Origin of the sequence: Pseudomonas sp. MAG733B, assembly GCF_036884845.1 — a bacterium.
In the GTDB taxonomy this organism is placed as follows: Bacteria; Pseudomonadota; Gammaproteobacteria; order Pseudomonadales; family Pseudomonadaceae; genus Aquipseudomonas.
This window is the reverse complement of record NZ_CP145732.1, coordinates 3,979,405-3,995,635: the sequence shown is the minus strand read 5'-3', so window position 1 is coordinate 3,995,635 and position 16,231 is coordinate 3,979,405. Positions and strand designations below refer to the sequence as shown.

Genomic DNA, 16,231 nt, shown 5'->3' with positions numbered 1-16,231 from the left:
CCCCTCTATCAGCACACGAACAACAGGTAGCAGCATGAATTTCCAACTGACCCAAGAACAAGAAATGTTGGTGGACTCGGTACGCAGCTTCGTCGAAAAGGAACTGCTGCCTTACGAAACCGAGGTCGATCGCGCCGATGAGGTTTCCCCGGAACTGGCTGCGCATATTCGCGGCAAGGCGATTGCCGCCGGTTTCTACGCCTTCAACATGCCGGAAGAAGTCGGCGGTGGCGGTCTCGACTATCTGTCCCAGGCGCTGATCGAGCGTGAGCTGTCCAAGGTGTCCTGGGCGTTGCACGTGTTCGTCGCCCGTCCGTCGAAAATCCTCATGGCCTGCACCGGCGACCAGATCAACGACTACCTGCTGCCGTGCATCCAGGGCGAGAAAATCGACTGCTTCGCGCTGACCGAACCGGGTGCAGGTTCCGATGCCAACGCGATCCAGACCCGCGCCGTGCGTGAGGGCGACGACTTCGTCCTCAACGGCAGCAAACACTTCATCAGCCACGCCGGCCACGCCGATTTCGCCATCGTCTTCGCCGTGACCGACACCTATGAACAAAACGGCAAAAAGCGTAACGCCGTGACTTCGTTCCTGGTCGACCGCAACACCCCGGGCATGACCATCCGCCGTGGCCCGAAGTGCGTGAGCAACCGTGGTTATCACACCTTCGAAATGTTCTTCGACGACTGCCGTGTACCGGCCAGCAAAGTGCTGGGCGAAGTCGGCAAGGGCTGGGAAGTGGCCAACGCCTGGCTGACCGCCGGGCGCGTGATGGTCGCGGCCAACTGCGTCGGTCAGGCTCAGCGCGCACTCGACGTATCCCTGCAATGGGCGGCGGACCGCAAGCAATTCGGCCAGGCCATCGGCAACTTCCAGGGCGTGTCGTTCAAGCTGGCCGACATGGCCACGCAAATCCGCGCCGCTGAACTACTGACCCTGCACACCGCGTGGAAAATGGATCAGGGCACCATGACTGATGGCGAGGCCGGCATGGCCAAGCTGTTCGCCAGTGAAGTGCTCGGTCGTGCGGCCGATGAGGCGGTGCAGATCTTTGGCGGCATGGGCCTGATGGATGAAAGTCCGGTGGAACGTATCTGGCGTAACGCACGGATCGAGCGAGTCTGGGAAGGCACCTCGGAAATCCAGCGCCACATCATTTCCCGCGAATTGCTGCGGCCACTGTTGCGCTGATCCGTCCGGAGAATGTCCATGTCTCAATCCATTCGCGACAACCTCAAGCGCATGCTTGCGCCGCAACACGTGGCGTTTGTCGGCGGCCGCAGCATGGCGCGCGCGCTCAAGCGCTGTGCCGAGGGCGGCTACCAAGGGCAAATGTGGCTGGTCAATCCGCAGCACGACAGCCTCGAAGGCGTGCCGTGCGTGCGCAGCATTGCTGAATTGCCGTGTGGCCCTGATGCAGTCTTCATTGCCACCAATCGCGATCTGACCCTGAGCTGCGTCGCCGAACTGGCCGCCATCGGCGCGGGCGGGGCGATCTGCTACGCCTCGGGTTTCGCCGAGACCGGGGCCGAAGGCCAGGCCCTGCAACAAAAACTGATCGAAGTGGCAGGTGACATGGCCTTGCTCGGCCCCAACTGCTACGGCTTGCTCGACTACCTGCACAGCTCCGCGCTGTGGCCGGTGGCCCATGGCGGCAAAGCGGTGGAGAAGGGCGTGGCGGTGCTGACCCAGAGCGGCAACTTCGCCTACAACCTGTCGATGAGCGATCGTTCGCTGCCGGTGGCCTACATGGCCTCGGTCGGCAATCAAGCGCAACTGGGCGTGGCCGAATTGCTGGACGTGCTGCTCGATGAGCCGCGCGTTACTGCTATCGGCCTGCACCTTGAAGGCCTGAAAAACGTACCGGGTTTTGCCCGCGCCGCGCACAAGGCGTTGGAGAAGGGAATCCCGATCATCGCGCTGAAAACCGGCGTGTCGCAGATCGGTGCCGAACTGGCCCTGAGTCACACCAGTTCCCTGTCCGGTTCCGATGCGCTTTACGACGCGCTGTTCGATCGCCTCGGGGTGATCCGCGTCAGTGGCCCGGTGAGTTTTGTCGAAACCCTGAAAGCCGCCGCGTGCGGCAACCTGCCCGCGGGCAACAGCTTGATCGCACTGGCCTGTTCCGGCGGCGATGCCGGGCTGATCGCTGACTACTCCGAGCGCAACGACCTGGGCTTGCCGAAACTTGATGACGGCCAGGTTGGCGAACTGGCGCAGGTGCTGCCGACCTACGCCAACCTCGTAAACCCGCTGGATTTCACCACGGCGATCTGGGGCGATGGCGATGCCTTGAACACCATGCTCGACAGCGCCCTGCGCACGCCAGCCGACGCAGCGATGCTGGTACTCGACTACCCGGCGGAATTCACCGGCGAGCGCAAGGAATGCGACCTGCTGCTGGACCTGTTCTGCAAGGCGCTGGTGCGTCACGGCAAGACCGGTTTTGTCACCTCGGCGTTCCCTGAGTTGTTGCCGGCTCATGCCCGCGAACGTCTGCACGCCCAAGGCGTGGCGGCGTTGCAAGGTGTCGAGGATGGTTTGGCTGCATGGGGCCGCATTGCCGGTTACCAGCGCAATCGTCAGGCGTTGCTGGATCTGGGCGAATCGGCCTTGGTGCCGCTGTGCCCGCAAGCGCTTGAAGGCGACGGCCAGTTGCTCAATGAATGGGATTCCAAACAGGCCTTGAAAGCTTTCGGCCTGCCGATTCCAAACGGCGTATTGAGCTCTGCGCAGAAAGCCCTGGAGGATGCCGAGTCACTGGGTTATCCGCTGGTTCTCAAAGCGGTCAGCGCGCAATTGCCGCACAAGACCGAAGCCGGTGCCGTGGCACTGAACCTCAAGGATGGCGCGGCATTAAGCGCTGCACTGGAAAAGATGAGCGCGAGCATCGCGGCTTATGCGCCGGGCGTTCCGTTCGATCAACTGCTGCTGGAACCGATGGCCAAGCCACCGCTGGCCGAACTGATCGTCGGCATCAAGCGCGAAAACGATTTCGGTCTGGCGCTGGTGATTGGCGCTGGCGGGATTCTGGTGGAGTTGCTCAAGGACAGTCGCAGCCTGCTGCTGCCGACCACCGACGGCGCGATCCGCAATGCCTTGTTGAGCCTGCGCAGCGCGGCATTGCTGCAAGGGTTTCGCGGTCGCGAAGCGGCGGATCTCGATGCGTTGGTTACGGCGATCCGCGCCGTGGCCGATTACGCCTGCGAGAACGCCGGTCAATTGCTCGAACTCGATGTGAACCCATTGTTGGTCGGTGCCGATGGCACGACTGCGGTCGATGCGTTGATTCGCCTCGGCCATGCGTGAGGATCTGAACATGCAAAGCAAAACCTTGACCGGTGGCCAGGCGCTGGTGCGCCTGCTGGCCAACTACGGCGTCGATACGGTGTTCGGCATTCCCGGCGTGCACACCCTGGAGCTGTATCGCGGCTTGCCCGGCAGCGGCATCCGCCACGTCCTGACGCGTCACGAACAGGGCGCCAGTTTCATGGCCGACGGCTATGCGCGAGTCAGCGGCAAACCCGGCGTGTGCTTCATCATCACCGGCCCCGGCGTGACCAATGCCGCCACCGGCATCGGCCAGGCCTACGCCGACTCGATTCCGATGCTGGTGATTTCCAGCGTCAACCACACCGCCAGCCTCGGCAAGGGCTGGGGCATCCTGCACGAGTGCCAGGACCAGCGCGCCATGACCGCGCCGATCACCGCGTTCTCGGCAGTGGCACTGACCGCCGAAGACTTGCCGGAACTGATCGCCCGTGCCTACGCGGTGTTCGACAGCGAGCGTCCGCGCCCGGTGCACATTTCGGTGCCGCTGGACGTGTTGGCGGCACCGATTGCCCGCGACTGGAGCAATGACGTGGTGCGTCGTCCGGGGCGTGGTCCCGCATCCACCACGGCGCTCGATGAAGCGGTGGCCAAACTCAACAGCGCCAAACGGCCGATGATCATCGCCGGTGGGGGTGCGTTGAATGCTGTTTCGCAGCTGCAAGAAATCAGCAGCCGATTGGCCGCGCCGCTGTTCACCAGCGTCGCCGGCAAAGGTTTGCTGCCTCCGGACGCACCACTGAATGCCGGTTCATCGCTGTGCGTAGAACCGGGCTGGAACCTGATTGCCGAAGCCGACGTGGTCCTGGCAGTCGGCACCGAAATGGCCGACACCGATTTCTGGCGCGAACGCCTGCCGCTCAATGGCGAGTTGCTGCGGGTGGACATCGATCCGCGCAAGTTCAACGACTTCTATCCATGCGCCGTGGCGTTGCATGGCGATGCGCAACAGACCCTCAGTGGTTTGCTGGAACGTCTGCCGTCGGAAGTACGTGACGCCGGCGCAGCCGTTGCCTCGGTGGCCGCACTGCGTGAAGCGGTCAAGGCCAGCCATGGCCCGTTGCAGTCGATTCATCAATCGATTCTCGAACGTATCGCTGCGGAGTTGCCGGAAAACGCGTTCATCAGCACCGACATGACGCAACTGGCCTACACCGGCAACTACGCCTTCGACAGTCAGGCAATCCGCAGCTGGTTGCACCCGACCGGCTACGGCACGTTGGGCTACGGTTTGCCGGCCGGCATCGGCGCCAAATTCGGTGCGCCGCAACGCCCGGGACTGGTGCTGGTGGGCGACGGCGGTTTCCTCTACACCGCGCAGGAACTGGCGACGGCGGTCGAGGAACTGGACAGCCCGCTGGTGGTGCTGCTGTGGAACAACGATGCCCTGGGGCAGATCCGCGACGACATGCTTGGCCTGGACATCGAACCGATCGGCGTGTTGCCGCGCAACCCGGATTTCGCCGCCCTTGGCCGTGCGTTCGGTTGCACCGTGACTCAGCCGCAAAGCCTGGCCGAATTGCAGACCGACCTGCGCCACGGTTTCAAGCGCAACGGCGTGACGCTGATCGAACTCAAGCATGCCTGTGCGCATTGATGTGTATTTCAAGGGGATGAAGCCATGCGCTTTTCCGATCTGACTCAACGTATTGCCGGTGACGGTGCTGCCGCGTGGGACATTCACTACCGCGCTTTGGCAATGCGCGAACAGGGCGAAGACATTCTGTTGCTGTCCGTGGGCGATCCGGATTTCGACACGCCGGTACCCATCGTGCAAGGCGCCATCGACAGTCTGCTGAACGGCAACACCCATTACGCCGAAGTGCGCGGCAAGCGTGCCTTGCGTGAAGCCATCGCCAAGCGTCACCAACAACGCAGCGGTCAAACCGTCTCGGCGGATCAGGTCACGGTGCTGGCCGGGGCGCAATGCGCGCTGTTCAGCGTCGCGCAATGCGTACTCAATCCCGGCGATGAAGTGATCGTCGCCGAACCGATGTATGTCACCTACGAGGCGGTGTTCGGTGCTTGCGGCGCCGTGGTGGTGCCAGTGCCGGTGCGTTCGGAAAACGGTTTCCGCGTGCTGCCTGAAGACGTGGCGACTCGCATCACCCCACGTACCCGGGCGCTGGCCTTGAACAGCCCGCACAACCCGTCCGGCGCAAGCCTGCCACGCCGTACTTGGGAGGCATTGGCCGAACTGTGCATCGGCCACGATCTGTGGCTGATTTCCGATGAGGTCTACAGCGAACTGCTATTCGAAGGCGAACACGTCAGCCCGGCGAGCCTGCCGGGCATGGCCGAACGTACCGCGACGCTCAACAGCCTGTCGAAATCCCACGCCATGACTGGTTGGCGCGTCGGCTGGGTGGTCGCGCCGCCATCGCTGGCCGCGCACCTGGAAAACCTCGCGTTGTGCATGCTCTACGGTTCGCCGGATTTCATTCAGGACGCCGCGGTCATCGCGCTGGAAAGCAACCTGCCAGAGCTGGAAGCCATGCGCGAAGCCTATCGCCAGCGCCGCGATCTGGTCTGCGACAGCCTCGCCGATTGCCCCGGTGTGCGGGCGTTGAAGCCCGATGGCGGGATGTTCGTGATGGTCGACATCCGCGAAACCGGGCTCAGCGCCCAGGCGTTTGCCGACCGCCTGCTCGATCGCCACGGCGTTTCGGTATTGGCCGGTGAAGCCTTCGGCCCAAGCGCCGCCGGGCACATTCGCCTCGGCCTGGTAGTCGGCGCCGCTCCGCTGCGTGATGCCTGTCAGCGCATCGCCCGTTGTGCCCACGAATTAATGGAGGCTCAGGTACATGCTTAACCACAAGGCACTGTTTATTGATGGACGCTGGCAAACCCCGTCGGGGCAGGGCATCGCCGAGGTGATCAACCCGGCCACCGAGGAAGTGGCCGGCAGCGTTCCGCTTGGCGATGAACGCGATGTCGACAACGCTGTGGCGGCTGCGCGCAAAGCTTTTGCCTCGTGGTCGCGTACGCCCTCCAGCGTGCGCGCCGGTTATATCCGTGCACTCGCCGAACAACTGCGGACTCGCGCCGATGAAATGGCCGCGGTGATCACCGCTGAATTGGGGATGCCGGTGCAGTGGTGTCGCTCGGTGCAGGTTGACGGGCCGATCGAGGGCCTTGAGCAATACGTCGAACTGGCGCACCTGATGGACGAAGTGCGCGAAGTCGGCAATTCGCTGGTGATTCGCGAAGCGGTCGGCGTCTGTGCCTTCATCAACCCGTGGAATTACCCGCTGCATCAGTTGATCGGCAAACTCGCCCCGGCATTGGCCGCTGGTTGCACGGTGGTGGTCAAGCCGAGCCAGGAAACCCCGCTGCACGCGTTTTTGCTGGCGCAGATGATCGAAGCCATCGGCCTGCCAGCTGGGGTGTTCAATCTGGTCAGCGGCCCGGGTTCGAAAGTCGGCGAAGCGTTGGCCAAGCATCCGGACGTGGACATGGTGTCGTTCACCGGCTCTACCGGCGCCGGTGTTCGCGTCGCACAAGCGGCAGCGCCTTCGGTGAAACGCGTGTGCCTGGAACTGGGCGGCAAGTCGCCGCTGTTGATTGCTGAAGACGCGGATCTGGCGGCCGCTGTGCGTTACGGCGTGCAGGACGTGATGATTAACTCCGGCCAGACCTGCACCGCGTTGACCCGCATGCTGCTGCCGGCCAGTCGTTATGCCGAAGCCGTGGAATTGGCACTCGCGGAAACCCTGAGCCTGCGCATGGGCGATCCACTCGACCCGCAAAGTTTCCTCGGCCCGATGTGCTCGGCCGGGCAACGGCGCACCGTGCTCGACTACATCAAGGTCGGGCAACAGGAAGGCGCGCGATTGCTGTGCGGCGGTGACACGCCCTCTACGTTCGAACGCGGCTTTTATGTCAGCCCGACGCTGTTCGCCGATGTCGACAACCGCATGCGCATCGCCCAGGAAGAAATCTTCGGCCCGGTGCTGTGCCTGATTCCTTACGCCGATGAGGCGCAAGCGATCCAGATTGCCAATGACTCGCCGTTCGGCCTGTCCAGCGGCGTCTGGGCCGGTAGCGCCGAGCGCGCCTTGCAACTGGGCCGGCAGATGCGCGCCGGGCAGTGTTTCCTCAATGGTGCGGCGTTCAACTATCAGGCGCCGTTCGGTGGCTACAAACAGTCGGGCAATGGTCGGGAGTGGGGGGAAGAAGGGCTGAACGAATTCGTCGAAGTGAAGGCGATCCAGGTGTGACAGTTGGCGATTCAAACGTTGTACGCACCGGGCCACGGCCCGGTGCTTTGCGTGGTTTTGAATTGGAATTCCATTAGCTTTTGATCAGGGGCAATGCAATGAGCGATAACAAAAACAAGATTACTCAAGCGAACCATGAATTCAGCTTTCCGCGCCGGGACTTTCTCAAGTACAGCGCGACTGCAGCAGCGGTGGCCGGGGCGTTCTCCATGGGTCTGCCGTTTGGCGCCTTCGCCGAAGAGGCCACGCCGAAACCGGGCGGCGTTTTGCGTTTGGGCCTGGCCGGTGGCAGCACCACGGACTCCAAGGATCCGGGCTCCTGGGCCGACACCTTCACCTTCGTCGGTTTCTCGGCGGTCTATAACACGCTCACCGAAATCGCCGTCGACGGCACCGCCATCCCTGAACTCGCAGAGAGCTGGACCTCGACCCCGGACGCCCGCGTCTGGACCTTCAAACTGCGCCAGGGCGTGACCTTTCACAACGGCAAGACCCTGGACGCCGAAGATGTGGTGGCGTCGATCCAGCATCACCTCGGCGAGAAATCCACCTCGGCCGCCAAAACCGTGTTGGGCGATGTCGCCAAAGTCAGCGCCAACGGTAGCGACAGCGTGGTGTTCGAATTGAAGTCGGGCAACGCCGATTTCTCATACGTGGTCGCCGACTATCACTTGGTGATCATGCCGAGCAAGGACGGTGTGCCCGATTGGAAGGCCGGCGTCGGCACTGGCGGTTATCGGCTCAAGGACTTCGAGCCGGGCGTGCGCATGACCCTGGAACGCAGCCCCGATTACTGGAAACCGGGGCGCGCGCACTTCGCCAGCGCCGAATTGATCGCCATCGCGGACGGAGCAGCGCGGGTCAACGCACTGGTCACCGGGCAAGTGGACGTGATCAACAAGGTCGACCTGAAAACCGTCGCGCTGCTCAAGCGCAACCCGAACCTGGTGATCGAAGAAACCAAAGGCGCGCAGCACTACACCTTCCCGATGCTCACCGACAGTCAAGTGTTCCAGAACAACGATGTACGCTTGGCGATGAAGCACGCGATCAACCGCGAAACCTTGCTGGCTTCAGTGCTGCACGGCTATGGCCTGGTGGGCAACGATCACCCGATCCAGCCTGGCAGCCGCTTCATCAACACTGCGTTGGAGCAGCGCACTTACGATCCGGACAAGTCGCGTTTCTACCTGAAAAAGGCCGGCCTGGATTCGCTCAAGGTGCGCCTGCAAGCCTCCGACGCTGCGTACACCGGCGCCGTCGACGCCTCGGTGCTGTTCAAGGAACAGGCGCGCGCGGCCGGGATCGACATCGACGTGGTACGCGAACCCGCCGATGGTTTCTTCTCCAACGTCTGGATGAAGCAACCGTTCACCACCTCGTTCTGGTACTCCAGCCTGACCGCCGACCGCATGTTCAGCATCGGTTACGCCAAGGGGGCGGCGTGGAACGAAACCCACTGGGATAACGCGCGTTTCAATCAACTGCTCAACGCTGCCCGGGGCGAGATGAACGACCCGCTGCGCCGCGAGATGTACAACGAAATGCAGGGCCTTTGCCGCGACGAGGGCGGGGCGATTGTGCCGTTGTTTGCCAGTTCGGTGGCGGCGCGTTCCAACAAGGTTGCCCATGGCGGACAGACCGCGCCGTATGGCGAGCTGGATGGGTTGCGGGTGATTGAGCGGTGGTGGCAGGCGTGAAACTTCGATCTATCAACCCATGAAGATCAACTGTGGGAGCGGGCTTGCTCGCGAATAGGTTCTGTCAGCTGACACATATGGCGACTGACACACCGCTTTCGCGAGCAAGCCCGCTCCCACAGGGGATATTGCAATCTTCACCAGCGTGCCCAATTCAAGGAACCGCACGATGAGAAGTATTTTCAAGCTGTTAGGGCAGCGCCTGGCCTTGGGCCTGCTGTCGCTGTTCGCCGTATCGGTGATTATCTTTCTCGCCGTCGGCCTGCTTCCGGGCGACATCGCCCAGGCCATGCTCGGCCAGTCCGCCACACCGGAAACCGTGGCTGCCTACCGCGCGCAATTGGGTCTGGACTTGCCGCCGCTGACCCGTTTCGGTCACTGGATCTGGCAACTGCTGCACGGTGATCTTGGCGTGTCGCTGGCCAACCAGCGGCCCATTGCCGAACTGGTCGGCGCGCGTTTGGGCAACACGTTCAGCCTCGCATTGCTGGCGGCGCTGGTGTCGGTGCCATTGGCTTTGCTGCTGGGTATGCTCGCCGCGTTGTACCGCAATAGCTGGTTCGACCGCTTGCTCAACACCTCGGCCCTGAGCGCGGTGTCGTTCCCCGAGTTCTTCGTCGCCTACATCCTGATCCTGGTGTTCGCGGTGAAGCTCAACTGGTTCCCGAGCATTTCCAACCTCGCGCCGGACGCGTCCCTCGGCACGATACTGGAACGCTCGGTACTGCCGGTGGCAACCCTCAGCCTGGTGGTGATCGCGCAAATGATGCGCATGACTCGCGCATCTCTGATCAACCTGCTCGCCAGCCCTTACATCGAAATGGCCCGGCTCAAGGGCATCAGCCAGTCGCGAATCATCTTCCGCCATGCCTTGCCGAATGCGTTGGCGCCGATCGTCAACGTCGTCGCGTTGAACCTGGCGTACCTGGTGGTCGGCGTGGTGGTGGTCGAGGTGGTGTTTGTCTATCCGGGCCTCGGCCAGTTACTGGTGGACTCCGTGGCCAAGCGCGACATCCCGGTGGTGCAGGCGTGCAGCCTGATCTTTGCCGCGACGTACATCCTGCTCAACACCAGCGCCGATGTGCTGTCGATTGCCAGCAATCCACGCCTGATGCATCCGAAGGGGTAGTCCATGAACCTGATCAAACAATTAATGCGCGCGCCGCTGAGCGCGAAGTTCGGGCTGCTGGTGATCGTGCTGTACATCTTCGTGGCGCTGTTTGCTCCGATTTTGGCACCGTTTGGCGAAACCCAAGTGGTGGGCGAGGGCTTTGCGCCATGGGGCGGGCAGTTCCTGTTGGGCACCGATAACCTCGGGCGCGACATGTTCAGCCGTCTGGTCTACGGCGCGCGCAACACACTGGGCATTGCGTTCCTGACCACGGTGCTGGCGTTTCTGCTCGGTGGCTCGTGCGGTTTGATCGCGGCGATCAAGGGCGGCTGGGTCGATCAGGGTTTGTCGCGGGTGGTGGACATCCTGATGGCGATTCCACAACTGATCTTCGCCTTGCTGATCCTCAGCGTGGTCGGCACCACGGCGACCTCACTGGTGCTGGTGATCGCATTGCTGGACGCGACCCGAGTGTTCCGCTTGTCCCGCGCCGTGGCGATGAACGTGGTGGTGCAGGACTTTGTCGAAGCCGCACGCCTGCGCGGTGAAGGCCTGTATTGGCTGGTGACCCGCGAAGTGCTGCCGAACGCGGCGGCGCCGTTGATTGCTGAATTCGGTCTGCGGTTCTGCTTCGTGTTCCTGTTCATCAGTGCGCTGTCGTTCCTCGGCCTCGGTATTCAACCGCCGACCGCCGACTGGGGCAGCATGGTGCGCGACAACGCCGTACTGATCACCTTCGGCGACATCAGCCCGTTGCTGCCCGCCCTGGCCGTGGCCTTGATCACGGTCAGCGTCAACTTCGTCGTCGACTGGATGCTGCACAAATCCAGCGGCCTCAAGGAATGCTGAACATGACGACCACCAAACCTTTGCTGGAAATCCGCGACCTGCACATCGAAGGTCATTACGAAGACGCGTGGCATCCGCTGATCAAGGGCATCGACCTGACCCTGCAACGCGGCGAAGTACTGGGGCTGATCGGTGAGTCCGGCGCAGGCAAGTCGACCCTCGGCCTGTCGGCCATGGGCTACACCCGCGACGGCTGCCGGATTACCGGTGGCTCGGTGCATTTCGACGGTATCGATCTGCTCAAGGCCAAACCCGAAGCACTGCGCAAGCTGCGTGGTTTGCGTATTGCCTACGTGGCGCAGAGTGCGGCGGCCTCGTTCAACCCGGCCCATCGGCTGATCGATCAGCACGTGGAAACCGCTGTGAAGAACGGCGGCATGAGCCGCGAACAGGCGATGCGCGAGGCCGTGGAGTTGTATCGCGTGCTACGCCTGCCCAATCCCGAAACCATCGGCCAACGCTATCCGCATCAGGTCTCCGGCGGCCAGTTGCAGCGCGTCATGACCGCGATGGCCATGGCTTGCCACCCGGACCTGATCATCTTCGACGAACCGACCACCGCGCTGGACGTCACCACGCAGATCGAAGTGCTGGCGGCGATTCGCGATGCGGTGAAGACCTACGGCAGCGCCGCGATCTACATCAGCCACGACCTGGCGGTGGTCGCGCAGATGGCCGACCGGATCATGGTGTTGCGCCACGGCAAACTGGTGGAGGAGGCCGAGACCCGCAAGATGCTCGGCGATCCGCAGGAGGACTACACCAAGTCGCTGTGGGCGGTGCGCAGTTTCCGCACTGAACCGAAGGCCTGCCCGCAGCAGGAAGAACCTTTGCTGGAGCTGCGCAACAGCTGCGCCAGTTACGGTCAGCAACCGGTGCTGCACGACGTTTCGTTGAAGCTCTATCGCGGCCAGACACTGGCGGTGATTGGTGAATCCGGCAGCGGCAAAAGCTCCACGGCGCGCTTGATCACAGGCCTTTTACCGCCAACTTACGGACAAGTGCTGTACGACGGCGAGCCACTGCCGGCGGACTTTCGTCAGCGCAGCAAGGAGCAACTGCGGCGCATCCAGATGATCTACCAGATCCCCGATACGGCGCTGAATCCGCGCCAGCGCATCGTCGACATCATCGGCCGGCCGCTGACGTTCTACCTCGGCCTCAAGGGCAAGGCCATGCGCGCGCGGGTCGCCGAACTGCTGGAAATGATCGAACTCGACCCGGCGACCTTCATGGAGCGTCAGCCCCGTGAATTGTCCGGCGGACAGAAGCAGCGAATCTGCATTGCCCGCGCGCTGGCGGCCGACCCACAATTGATCATCTGCGACGAAGTCACCTCGGCCCTCGATCAACTGGTGGCTGAAGGCGTGCTCAAGCTGCTCAACCGCATTCAACAACAACTCGGCGTCGCCTACCTGTTCATCACCCATGACGTCGCCACCGTGCGCGCGATTGCCGATGAAGTGCTGGTGATGCAACGGGGCAGGGTGGTCGACCACGGCTCGCGCAGCCAGATCTTTACGCCGCCGCATCAGGATTACACCGGACTGCTGTTCTCGTCCGAACCACAAATGGACCCGGACTGGCTCGACCGCTTGCTGGCCAGCCGCGCGACCGCAAACTCATCCAATACGCTGGAAAAAGTCTAAGGAATCACCATGAAAGTATTGATCGTCCACGCCCACCCGGAACCAAAATCCTTCACCGCTGCGCTGCGTGACCAAGCGGTGGCTACCCTAGAAGCGCAGGGCCATGAAGTGCAGGTCAGCGACCTGTACAAAATGAACTGGAACCCGGTGGCCAGCGACGCGGACTTCTCGTCGCGGGAAAACCCCGAGTATCTGGTCTATGCACTGGAACAACGCCTTGGCGTGAAGAGCCAATCGCTGGCTGCCGACATCCAGGCCGAACTCGACAAACTCCTGTGGGCTGACCTGCTGATCCTCAACTTCCCGATCTTCTGGTTCTCCACCCCGGCGATACTCAAGGGCTGGATTGACCGGGTGCTGGTGTCGGGCATTTGCTATGGCGGCAAGCGCTTTTACGATCAGGGAGGATTGGCGGGCAAGAAGGCGCTGGTCACGGTGACATTGGGTGGGCGCGAACACATGTTTGGTGAGGGCGCGATTCATGGTCCGTTGGAAGACATGTTGCGGCCGATTTTGCGTGGGACCTTGGCTTACGTTGGTTTTGATGTGCTGGAACCGTTTGTGGCGTGGCATGTGCCGTATATCAGTGAAGAGGCGCGTCAGCAATTTCTGGCTGATTATGGGCAGCGGTTGCAGCATCTGAGTGATGATCATCCGTTGGTGTTTCCGAAGTTGGCGGAGTTTGATGAACAACTGTATCCACTGTGTCAGACATTTGATCTGAGATAAGAGCCGGATTAACGGCCTTTGCCTGTTGATCGTTTTCATGAGTGGAACGATCAACTAACCTGAAAAGTTTCGTACTTATCTGCGCGAAGTGAAATGGTCGTTGAAAATCCCTCTGGAGTTAATTTCCAGCGCCTCATTAGTGTCTCGTATGGCAGATACTTCTCGTTGGTAGGCTAGTGCTAACTGCCTCAGTCGCATGTGGTCTCGATGCAGATGAATATGGCTCCCCCTTAATGCGACCCAGTCCAAGCGTGAAAGATCGATTTTATCAAGAATACGAACCTCTTCATAAAAGTGCCGAGTTGTTACATCCATGTTTTGTATGTGATCTTTAAGCTTGTTGGGCAGCTCTGTGATGTTTATTTTGTTATTAGAGTTGATGGTGTTTATTGCGAGCTCTTGTAGGGTGTTGTCGCTGGTTGTAGGTGAGTAGTTTCTCTCCATGTTTGATTTAAATTTTGCATTAAGATTTGCTGTGTTTTTGTCGATCTGTTTCATTTGGAGTTCTATTTTGCTTTTCGCCCGCATCGCTTGATTGGTAGATATCCCTGGTTGGATGTAAGCGGTTTCGCCAGACACTTTCATCTTTCCTGTCAAATTTCCTTTGAGAAACACCAGTGGGCTCTTTCCGTCAGGGTCTCCTCGATTTATAGGGTCGCCCAAACAATACATATACGAGTTTATCCCTCCCTTCCCAAACGGACTCAAGCTATCCGGACTATTAAACCGCATCAAAACCGGATTAAACGCCCGATACCCATTACCCAACAAATAATGCCCGGTCACCGGATCTGGCCGCTCGCCGTTGAATCTCAGCAACCCGGTCAGCCTGCTTTCGGCGCACCGGTGGCCGTAGGGGGAGTAGGCAATAGGTTGGCGCCCAGTGCTCTTCTCAAGCGTGAGTAGCACCGAGCGCTGTAAGTCCGTCGCCAGCAAGGTGGTACCGAACGCATCATTCTCGTGCTGATTTTGCGCCAACAACAGATCGCCATGCTGAACGATGGAGTGCCTGAGCGCGCCCTCTATCTCGGTGACCAAGCGATTTTTGCAATAGAAGCGATGTCGTGGAGCGGCTGACTCGATGTGGCTGATCAACCGATCCAGTGGGTCGTAGCGATAGCGGCAGCAATACATAACGGCACTCCACGCTTTCAATAATCGAGAGGTTTGAGTATCCGCAGATTTGAAGGAAGCGGGTACTAGTAGAACTGATAGGTAGATTTTTCAGATCAACCCCCACAACCCCTGTAGGAGCCAGCCTGCTGGCGATCAGGCCATCCGCTTCAACATCAATGTCGACTGACCCACCGCCATCGCCAGCAGGCTGGCTCCCACAATGATCGGCGTTGCCGCAGATGGCCAAGTACCCACCACAAACCCCTAATGAAATGGCTACCCCCTCACACCCTGTGATTGCTCTCTAAGCTTTCACAGGGTGTCTTTCGGAGGCCATTGCCATGAACAACGTAACTATTGTCGCTATCGATCTAGGGAAACATACCTTCCATCTGCATGCTCAAGATGATCGCGGTCATGAGCTCTACCACAAGAAATTCAATCGCGCGGGACTGGCCAGGCACTTGGCCAACCTTGAACCGTGCACGGTGGTGATGGAAGCCTGTGGCGGCGCCCACTATATGGCACGAGAAGCAGCAAAATGGGGGCATATGCCCAGGCTCATAGCGCCTCATCTCGTGCGTCCTTATGTAAAAAGCAACAAGAACGACTTCGCCGATGCCATGGCGATTTGCGAGGCGGCGAGCCGCCCGACCATGCGTTTTGTGTCCCCGAAAACCGAAGCGCAACAAGCGCTGGCCATGCTCAACTCAGTGCGCGAGTCCTACATCAAGGAGCGCACCGCTACGGTCAATCGGATTCACGCCGGCCTGTTGGAGGTCGGTATCAGCCTGTCCCCAGGCTTTCACTCCATCAAAGAACTGCCAGCGCTGCTGGAGGAATGCTCATTTTCTGCGCTGATCAAACAAATCCTGCTGGGACTGCATGCGCACTTCAACTACCTGGACGGGCAGGTCAAGGCGCTGGACAAGCAGGTTGAACGCCAAGCCGCTGAAGATGATCTGGCTTCTCGCCTGATGACGATACCTTGCGTAGGCCCGATCACCTCCAGCGTCCTGGCTGCGGAGTTGGGCAACGGCCAGCAGTTCAAGTGCGGTCGAGACTATTCAGCCTCGATTGGGCTGGTGCCCAAACAACATTCCACCGGTGGCAAGACCGTACTTTTGGGTATCAGCAAACGCGGTGACCGAAATCAAAGGCGACTGCTCATTCAATGCGCCCGTGTGTATCTGATGGGGCTGGAACGACAGACAGGAGCGCTAGCCGATTGGGTTCGCCAGCTACTGGCTCGCCATCATTCCAACCGTGTGGTCTGCGCCCTGGCCAACAAACTGGCAAGAATCGCCTGGTCGATCGCCGCTCACCATGATGAATTCAAGGCGGGGTCAAGCGCGATGAACGCTTGACCCCGCTGCCACCCGAGCACCACCCACCTGGTTTTGCGATGCTGGATAACAGATGACGTGAACGGCCAACCGGCCTGACGACTACCCTGGGCTCCCACAAGGCTGAAAAAGCCTTCTCCCTATGAAGGGCCGTCAGGCGCGATTCTCATCGAGGCG

Annotated in this window: 12 protein-coding genes; 11 read left to right on the top strand and 1 reads right to left on the bottom strand. The window is 60.8% G+C overall.

Annotated features, from left to right (window positions below; all coding sequences use genetic code 11):
- Positions 1-34 precede the first annotated feature (34 nt).
- The 10 genes from V6Z53_RS18305 (at position 35) to V6Z53_RS18260 (ending at position 13,592) form a co-directional block, all read left to right on the top strand.
- Positions 35-1,195 carry an acyl-CoA dehydrogenase family protein gene (locus V6Z53_RS18305; RefSeq protein WP_338581017.1) on the top strand — a complete coding sequence of 387 codons (1,161 nt, stop codon included), beginning with the start codon at positions 35-37 and terminating at the stop codon, positions 1,193-1,195.
- A gap of 18 nt (positions 1,196-1,213) precedes the next feature.
- Positions 1,214-3,313 carry an acetate--CoA ligase family protein gene (locus tag V6Z53_RS18300; protein ID WP_338581016.1) on the top strand — a complete coding sequence of 700 codons (2,100 nt, stop codon included), beginning with the start codon at positions 1,214-1,216 and terminating at the stop codon, positions 3,311-3,313.
- Positions 3,314-3,323: 10 nt separating this feature from the next.
- On the top strand, positions 3,324-4,931 hold the full coding sequence (locus V6Z53_RS18295) for a 5-guanidino-2-oxopentanoate decarboxylase (RefSeq protein WP_338581015.1): 1,608 nt from the start codon (positions 3,324-3,326) through the stop codon (positions 4,929-4,931).
- 24 nt (positions 4,932-4,955) lie between these two features.
- Positions 4,956-6,146, top strand: a complete 1,191-nt coding sequence (locus tag V6Z53_RS18290) for an aminotransferase class I/II-fold pyridoxal phosphate-dependent enzyme (protein ID WP_338581014.1) — start codon at positions 4,956-4,958, stop codon at positions 6,144-6,146.
- Positions 6,139-7,554 carry an aldehyde dehydrogenase family protein gene (locus tag V6Z53_RS18285; RefSeq protein WP_338581013.1) on the top strand — a complete coding sequence of 472 codons (1,416 nt, stop codon included), beginning with the start codon at positions 6,139-6,141 and terminating at the stop codon, positions 7,552-7,554. Before V6Z53_RS18290 ends, V6Z53_RS18285 begins: the two co-directional genes overlap by 8 nt.
- A gap of 98 nt (positions 7,555-7,652) precedes the next feature.
- Complete coding sequence (locus tag V6Z53_RS18280; RefSeq protein WP_338581012.1) at positions 7,653-9,254, top strand: ABC transporter substrate-binding protein; 1,602 nt, start codon at positions 7,653-7,655, stop codon at positions 9,252-9,254.
- A 169-nt stretch (positions 9,255-9,423) separates the two neighbouring features.
- Positions 9,424-10,383: an ABC transporter permease gene (locus tag V6Z53_RS18275; RefSeq protein WP_338581011.1), complete on the top strand. Its 960-nt coding sequence runs from the start codon at positions 9,424-9,426 to the stop codon at positions 10,381-10,383.
- A 3-nt stretch (positions 10,384-10,386) separates the two neighbouring features.
- Positions 10,387-11,214, top strand: coding sequence for an ABC transporter permease (locus V6Z53_RS18270; protein WP_338581010.1), 828 nt, complete (start codon positions 10,387-10,389; stop codon positions 11,212-11,214).
- 2 nt (positions 11,215-11,216) lie between these two features.
- A complete protein-coding gene (locus V6Z53_RS18265) occupies positions 11,217-12,863 on the top strand; it encodes an ABC transporter ATP-binding protein (protein WP_338581009.1) in 1,647 nt (548 codons plus the stop codon).
- A gap of 9 nt (positions 12,864-12,872) precedes the next feature.
- On the top strand, positions 12,873-13,592 hold the full coding sequence (locus tag V6Z53_RS18260) for an NAD(P)H-dependent oxidoreductase (protein ID WP_338581008.1): 720 nt from the start codon (positions 12,873-12,875) through the stop codon (positions 13,590-13,592).
- A 75-nt stretch (positions 13,593-13,667) separates the two neighbouring features.
- On the opposite strand, the gene V6Z53_RS18255 is transcribed toward V6Z53_RS18260, so the two are convergent.
- Positions 13,668-14,726, bottom strand: coding sequence for an RHS repeat-associated core domain-containing protein (locus V6Z53_RS18255; RefSeq protein WP_338581006.1), 1,059 nt, complete (start codon positions 14,724-14,726; stop codon positions 13,668-13,670).
- Between the two features lie 323 nt (positions 14,727-15,049).
- Between V6Z53_RS18255 and V6Z53_RS18250 the strand changes: the two genes are divergently transcribed.
- The gene (locus V6Z53_RS18250; RefSeq protein WP_338580500.1) at positions 15,050-16,075 is read left to right on the top strand and encodes an IS110 family transposase; all 1,026 of its coding nucleotides are present in this window, start codon (positions 15,050-15,052) and stop codon (positions 16,073-16,075) included.
- Positions 16,076-16,231 lie beyond the last annotated feature (156 nt).

Bases quoted from the DNA above. Each gene is read 5' to 3' on its own strand.
- V6Z53_RS18305 (WP_338581017.1), top strand. From the start codon at position 35: ATGAATTTCCAACTGACCCAAGAACAAGAAATGTTGGTGGACTCGGTA.
- V6Z53_RS18300 (WP_338581016.1), top strand. From the start codon at position 1,214: ATGTCTCAATCCATTCGCGACAACCTCAAGCGCATGCTTGCGCCGCAA.
- V6Z53_RS18295 (WP_338581015.1), top strand. From the start codon at position 3,324: ATGCAAAGCAAAACCTTGACCGGTGGCCAGGCGCTGGTGCGCCTGCTG.
- V6Z53_RS18290 (WP_338581014.1), top strand. From the start codon at position 4,956: ATGCGCTTTTCCGATCTGACTCAACGTATTGCCGGTGACGGTGCTGCC.
- V6Z53_RS18285 (WP_338581013.1), top strand. From the start codon at position 6,139: ATGCTTAACCACAAGGCACTGTTTATTGATGGACGCTGGCAAACCCCG.
- V6Z53_RS18280 (WP_338581012.1), top strand. From the start codon at position 7,653: ATGAGCGATAACAAAAACAAGATTACTCAAGCGAACCATGAATTCAGC.
- V6Z53_RS18275 (WP_338581011.1), top strand. From the start codon at position 9,424: ATGAGAAGTATTTTCAAGCTGTTAGGGCAGCGCCTGGCCTTGGGCCTG.
- V6Z53_RS18270 (WP_338581010.1), top strand. From the start codon at position 10,387: ATGAACCTGATCAAACAATTAATGCGCGCGCCGCTGAGCGCGAAGTTC.
- V6Z53_RS18265 (WP_338581009.1), top strand. From the start codon at position 11,217: ATGACGACCACCAAACCTTTGCTGGAAATCCGCGACCTGCACATCGAA.
- V6Z53_RS18260 (WP_338581008.1), top strand. From the start codon at position 12,873: ATGAAAGTATTGATCGTCCACGCCCACCCGGAACCAAAATCCTTCACC.
- V6Z53_RS18255 (WP_338581006.1), bottom strand. From the start codon at position 14,726: ATGTATTGCTGCCGCTATCGCTACGACCCACTGGATCGGTTGATCAGC.
- V6Z53_RS18250 (WP_338580500.1), top strand. From the start codon at position 15,050: ATGAACAACGTAACTATTGTCGCTATCGATCTAGGGAAACATACCTTC.